This window comes from Gordonia sp. NPDC003950, assembly GCF_053605205.1.
Genome location: NZ_JBSGIT010000019.1, coordinates 106,679 through 112,986 on the forward strand (window position 1 = coordinate 106,679; position 6,308 = coordinate 112,986).

Annotated in this window: 5 protein-coding genes and 1 pseudogene; all 6 read left to right on the forward strand. The window is 60.1% G+C overall.

The window, feature by feature from the left end:
• Positions 1-107: 107 nt before the first annotated feature.
• Entirely contained in the window at positions 108-833 is a 726-nt protein-coding gene (locus tag ACWETB_RS17200) for a TnsA-like heteromeric transposase endonuclease subunit (RefSeq protein ID WP_006369927.1), read from the forward strand.
• A complete protein-coding gene (locus ACWETB_RS17205; protein ID WP_079931101.1) occupies positions 830-2,839 on the forward strand; it encodes a helix-turn-helix domain-containing protein in 2,010 nt (669 codons plus the stop codon). The genes ACWETB_RS17200 and ACWETB_RS17205 overlap by 4 nt, the downstream gene beginning before the upstream one ends.
• A complete protein-coding gene (locus ACWETB_RS17210; protein ID WP_006369929.1) occupies positions 2,836-3,909 on the forward strand; it encodes an ATP-binding protein in 1,074 nt (357 codons plus the stop codon). The genes ACWETB_RS17205 and ACWETB_RS17210 overlap by 4 nt, the downstream gene beginning before the upstream one ends.
• Positions 3,875-4,357, forward strand: a pseudogene (locus ACWETB_RS17215) (TniQ family protein); the annotation flags it as partial. The gene ACWETB_RS17210 and the pseudogene ACWETB_RS17215, both read left to right, overlap by 35 nt.
• A 159-nt stretch (positions 4,358-4,516) precedes the next feature.
• Positions 4,517-5,569 (forward strand): hypothetical protein, encoded by a 1,053-nt coding sequence (locus tag ACWETB_RS17220; protein ID WP_020169780.1) that lies wholly within the window; start codon positions 4,517-4,519, stop codon positions 5,567-5,569.
• 296 nt (positions 5,570-5,865) lie between these two features.
• A complete protein-coding gene (locus ACWETB_RS17225; protein WP_010844931.1) occupies positions 5,866-6,216 on the forward strand; it encodes a hypothetical protein in 351 nt (116 codons plus the stop codon).
• Positions 6,217-6,308 lie beyond the last annotated feature (92 nt).

The window sequence follows — 6,308 nt, forward strand, 5'->3', positions numbered from 1 at the left end:
GCCAGGGGTGAACAGGTGTAGCTTCTCACCGAACGTGTCATTTTCTCATCGGCTTGTCATAGGCGTGTCATCGTTCTCATCGGGCTGTCATGCGGCACGATAGCAAAATGCCTGATCAGATCGGTGCGACCGAGATTCGCTTCGTTACCGAAGCCGGTGACGAGACCATCAGTCAGGTCAGGGATCACTCGATCAGCTCGATGGCCCGAGCCCAGCCAGTGCGCCTGCCACCGTCCCACGCCGGCCAACGCCACTATCCAGGTCTTTTTTGGACCCGTACAACAGCCGACCACGTGGTTTACGAAAGCCTTCTCGAACGCGACCGCATCTTGCTTGCCGACTTCGATCCCGAAGTCGTTTGGATCACGGCGCAACCTTTCTGGATCACCGGCGACGACAGAGGTACCGGCCGACGCCACTGTCCCGATCTCCTACTGACGCGGGCTGATGGGTCATATTTGGTCGTGGACGTCAAGAATCCACGAATCGCGCAGAAAGACGAGGTCAAGGCCGTGTTCACGTGGACCAAGGTGGTGTCCAAGCGCCTCTCCGCCGATTATGAGGTTTGGACCGGCGAGGACTCGGCGTTGATCAACAACATCAGATTCGCTTCTCAGGCTCGCCGCGAGTCGCGCGCGGCCCTGTTCCAGACGGTGCTCGAACGATTTCCAGAGGAGCTCTCAATCGCGCACGCTGAAGCCACACTCGCAGCCGAGCGGATTGCACGGCCTCGACACATCGTCCTCGAGCTTCTGTGGACGGGCACCTTCACGGCCGATCTCACCCGGCCATTCGGCGACAACACCTTGATCCATCGAGCCGAGGCCGTATGAGCAACACTTATCGACTTGCTGTTGGCGATCGGGTGTGGATCGACGGATCCGTGGTCCGCATAGTCGAGATCAGCGACAGTCGGTCGATAGTCGAATCGGATCGCGGCACACGAGCGGTGAGCACTCCACACCTCGTGAGGTCTTCTCAGCCGCTCGACGCACCTCGCAGGCCCTGCGAGACGTCCGGACAACTGCTTTCGAATCTTACGAAGAAACAGCAAGAGACTTACAACGCACGGCTCGCCGTCGTCGAAGCAGTACTGGAGATGCATCACAACAGCGGCGACTCTATCGGTCGCAGCTCCGAAACGGTCGCTCTCGCACACAACATGTCTGACCGCACCGTCAAACGCTGGGTGAAGGCGTATCAAGAGTCAGGACCAGCCGGCCTCGTCGAAGCAAGGAAGCAGCGCTCGCCGATCGACCCACTCTGGCGGGAGGCGTGCCTCGACGTACTCAATCGGTACACACGCGAATCCACACCCAGCAGAAACATAGTAATCGACCAGGCCAACAATCTGCTGACCGAGCGGTGTGGCGCCGATCTGGCGCCCACCCCATCCAATGCGACCGCCTACCGCTGGCTGGACGAGCTCTCCAAGGGTCGCTATTCATTTGGCAGCGGAAAGGCACGGCGAATCGCCGCCGACCGGCCGGAGGCCCCGTATGGCCGTTTGCGCGCCACGCGCCCCGGAGAGTACTTCGTACTCGACACAACGCGCCTCGACGTGTTCGCGATGGAGCCGATCACGCTGCGTTGGGTGCCGGTCGAACTCACTGTGGCGCAAGACCTCTATACACGCTGCATTGTCGGTCTGCGCCTGACCCCGATTTCAACCAAGGCAATCGACGTGGCCAATGTGTTACACCAGTCGGTCACGCCCCAAGAACCGGTCGACGACGGAGCGTGGCCGTTTCACGGCGTGCCTAGTTCGATCGCAATCGAACGCGACGACCCGACCGCAGACGATGCCACTCCGAGCATCCCAGGCTGCCTACCCGAGTCAATCGTTGTTGACCATGGCAAGATCTACCTCTCGCACCATGTCAGATCCGCCTGTGCGCGACTCGGAATCTCGATTCAGCCTGCGATCGTAAAGAAGGCGTCAGACAAGCCAACTGTCGAACGCTTCTTCAAGACCATTCGGCTCGGCCTGCTTCAGCAACTGCCGGGCTACAAGGGACCCGACGTCTATCACCGCGGTGAAGACATTGAGAGTCAAGCGTTCTACTACGTCGCCGAGCTTGAGTCGATAATTCGCGAGTGGACAGCTCGGGTGTACCACCGGTCGAAACACGAAGGCTTGTGTCTCCCTGAGACGCCCGGCCTCGAGCTATCACCGCTCGAAATGTACGAGATCGGCCTGGCTCGCGCCGGTGGACTCACCATCCCGTCCTCACCGGACCTTGCGTACGAGTTTCTCAATGTGGAGTGGCGCACGATCCAGCACTATGGCATAGAAGTGGATGGGCGCCGATACGATGGCGCGGCGCTCAACCCTTACCGGAATAGCAAGTCCAACTTCGGTGGTCCGAAGGCTAGAAAATGGCCAATCCACATAGACAGCGGCGATGTTCGACGCGTGTACTTCCGCGACCCCTCATCTGGCAAATGGTCGCCTCTGGTCTGGGAGCACGCAGGTGGACTCGACCAGCCCTTCTCCTCGGACGCCGCCGACTACACCAAGCTTCTGGCCGTCCGCGAAAACCGGCATGTCGACCCACAGGACGCCGTCCGCAACCTCCTCGATGAGTGGTCCAAAGGCAACACCAAATCCAAGCGCGACCGCGCCCTCGCACGACGCCTGGCCAGCACCCGTTCCACGGCAAGCGATACTGGCGATGGCCAACCTGACGACGAGATTGCATCACTGCCAGGAGTTATCGACCTTCTCGCGAGGAGAGCAGAACGTCGCCCTCCAGGTTGGGATTTGGACGATGACCTCGATGTGTTTGAGAAGTACCAAGGTGCAGACGATTCGAGCTATGAGGTATTCGACGAATGAGTAACCCATGGGCACTATGGCTTCGAAACAATCAACCGCATCGCTACAACCTGGCGTCAAAAGTGGGCTGGCACGACTTCGTGCATTCGCCGCCGCGCGCGAGCCTGGAACTCCTCACGAAGGGACAGATCGCAGCGCTCAGCGACGACGAGCGCGAAGACTACAACGAAGCTCGCTTTGTATGGAATGCCAACCTCCCGACTGTCAAGACAGCTCAACTCACGCACGCCTTCGCTGTCATCGATCAAGTCATGGCGTCCAACCGTCGCGATGGCGACCGCCTCCGCGGATCGGTCGTGATCGACGCCCCGCCAGGTCTCGGTAAGACCACCATCGCCATCCGCTACGCAAGGCAGTTCCATCGAACTGCAATTCGCCGCCTCAGCAGCGAGACCGCCGCAGGCGATCAGCGTATTCCGGTCGCCTTCATCCCGCTCGATGCTGGAATCACCCTCAAGGGCCTGAACAGAAAGATCCTCGCCTTCTATGGCCATCTGGGGGTAGCTGGTGCGAATACTTCTGGTTTGGGTGCGCTCGCGGTCGACTGCGTACGGAGCTGCGAGACTCAGATAATTGTCATCGATGACCTTCACTTCATCGACTTTCGAGACCGTCACGGTCGCGAAGTAAGCAATCATCTGAAGGGCTTGGCCAACGAAATGGCGGTCACGTTCATTTACGTCGGTGTACGCCTCACAGAGAAGAAGTTCTTCGACGAGGGCCTGGGAGGCGATGACGGTGCCGTGTACGCACAGACTGCCCGCCGTGCCACACGTGCACGCGTCGCGCCGTTCAACACCGACTCCGATGCCAGCAACGTCGCCTGGATCTCGCTTCTCAACGCCCTCGAATTGCACCTAATGCTCGCCGCGCAAACGCCTGGGACACTATCCGATTTCGGCAAGGAACTCTTCCGCCGAACGCAAGGGCACATCGGTTCACTGACGAACCTGCTCGATCGGGCCGCCTATCTGGCTATTAAGACGGGCACCGAGCAAATTACTGCGAGCATCCTGGAGGAGGTCGTCGTTGACAATGCCGCTCAGCGGCTCACCACTCCCAAGAGGTGAGAGAACCGACGCGGAGCAACTACCCTCCGCAATTGCGATACCAGACGGGTACAACCCGCGGCGGCTTCCCATACTCGTCGCCCCCAGGGACGATGAGACCGCACCGAGTTGGCTGCGCCGTTTCGGCCACCGCTACGGACTCACCGCACGCGCGCTACTCCGAGAACTCGGGATTCCAACGAGTGCCTGGTCCCCCACACGAGTCTCTGCGCATATCGCTGAGCACAGTGATTTGATTGTGGATACGGTGGGGCTACCGGACGAACGAGCCCGATACCTCCGGGCAGGACTCATATCCGAGGCTGTTTCCGCATTTCGCACGCACTGGGAACGGTACGGTAAGTCTTCGGAATCGATGCCCCTCGACCCTTCCTACTGTCCCGAATGCCTTGCTCAGCAAGGATACTGGAACTCGACATGGTCACTGCCGCTACACCGCGTCTGTGTCGAACATGCGATCTTGATGCCTACCAACTGCCCTCGGTGCGCCGAGACGCCGTGGGCGGGCACGAGTTGGCCCAATAGCACCGACCCCAACTGGGCCTGTCCGCAGCGCGACAATCGCCCCCGAACACCAAGAACTCGACACGCATACTGCGGCCACGACTTGCGCGACGTCGAGTTCCGTAGGGTTGCCCCCGAGATCGTTGAAGCTCAGGTTTGGATTCTCGAACTCGCACGCGGTGCATCAGAGCCTTCGACGAACAGCTTTGGCGGTCAGCGGTTCAGTACACGCGAATACTTCGACGCGGCTCTGACGCTGGGCAAGCCCATTATGAGCTGTCAAGCAGCAAGCGACCCTGACGCCGCGTGCCTCGAGCAACTCCTCAAGGTAAAGTCCATCCTCTGCGAGGAGGACGTTCATGCGGCTCATTCGCTCGCCGTAGAGCAGAGCGTCCTTACTCCAGGAACCTGGCTTCTCAGGGACGGCCGAGATTTGCCCCGTAGTCGGACGAATGCGGTTATCGGCCACCTCGCCATCACCCCGCTCGCCGAAAAGCTATCGCCGACGGCACAACTGACGTTTCGAGTTGCTAGTGGGTGTGCCCGTTATCCGACGGCCCACGAGATCCCGGGCAACCACATTCCTCTCTCGTCGATACCTCAAGTTCACTGGACGGGATTCCGCGACTACACGACTGCGAAGGATCGCGCCGTCCTTTCCATGCTCCTTGCACGGTCTGGGACCGCGAGACCTTGGGGCCATATCGCTTTCGCGCTAGGACTGCCTCACGAATTCTCGCGCTACCCACCACTACTCATCCGCCAGATCAAGCGCAGCGGCGATTGGACCGACACCCTGGATCAGATCGAGAACCAGACCCGGGAACTGCTCACCGGCCCGCCTCCTATCGATTACCACCGCCGGCGGCTTCAACTTGCCAATCCAGATCTCACGATCTCCATTGCGAGAATTCTTAGCACGAGCCGCACGTTCAGAGCAGTGACTCCACACGCGCTAGCCGTCGCGATTTGGGAGGTCTACACCGGCGGGGCCGCCGAGTTCGCGACAGAATCGCTCTACTCTGAGGATTCCAACGACGGCGATCTCAGCTCGGCGCGCAACCTGGTACGCGAGCAGTGGTCCACAATCCGATCAAACAGCCTGTTGCCTGACCTGGGATTCGGCGAGGAGCCACTTGAATGGCGCCCACCTTGAAGGAGCTACGTGCAGACAGGACACTCCGGCAACAGATCTGACTCGCGCTCGTCAGTGGCTTCGAGAATGCCCTCACTCTACCGCGGAACGCTTGAGGCGGATCAGCACATGTGCCGCGCAGATGTCTACGAGGCGAATGAGTCATACCGACGCCACGGGCTCAAAGGAGTCGGGCAACTCAACTCACTGATGGAAATCCTCCTGCAGCACACCTTCAACGCCGCAAGTCCACGCTATACACCGTGGGAAATTGATCGAGAACCACCAGGGCGTGCAATCTCCCTGCCGCCGACGGCATGGCCGCCGAGTTCGGAACCGACCCTTGCGACACGCTACCCGGATGGTCCGACGAACTGGTAGTCGAACGCCTCGGTCTTGATCGGGCATCGCCCGCAGGGTCGCGCGAGGTGTGGGCATTCGTCGGCGTCGCTTGCAACAATGCCCATGTGAAGTTCCGTCGCCGCAACCTCGAAGCTCTTGGAAACCTCGTCGTGGGCAACCTCGGACGCGACGATGCCCAGAACGTCGACGAAGTTCGGTACTTCCCGTATCGCTCCAGCATGTACATCACTGAGTTCTTTCAAGAGTTGGAGACGGAGTACCAGCACGACGGCTCCACCCGCCACCGGTGGGTTGCCGACGTGTGACGTGTAAGGGCTCGGGACATGCTTGACGTCGTGTCGTCGGGACATCGTTGACGTCTCACGCTTGTCGGTGGTCGCAGTCAGAGTGTGGGGGG

Coding starts and splice junctions, on each gene's coding strand:
- ACWETB_RS17205 (WP_079931101.1), top strand. CDS start 830: ATGAGCAACACTTATCGACTTGCTGTTGGCGATCGGGTGTGGATCGAC.
- ACWETB_RS17225 (WP_010844931.1), top strand. CDS start 5,866: ATGGCCGCCGAGTTCGGAACCGACCCTTGCGACACGCTACCCGGATGG.
- ACWETB_RS17210 (WP_006369929.1), top strand. CDS start 2,836: ATGAGTAACCCATGGGCACTATGGCTTCGAAACAATCAACCGCATCGC.
- ACWETB_RS17200 (WP_006369927.1), top strand. CDS start 108: ATGCCTGATCAGATCGGTGCGACCGAGATTCGCTTCGTTACCGAAGCC.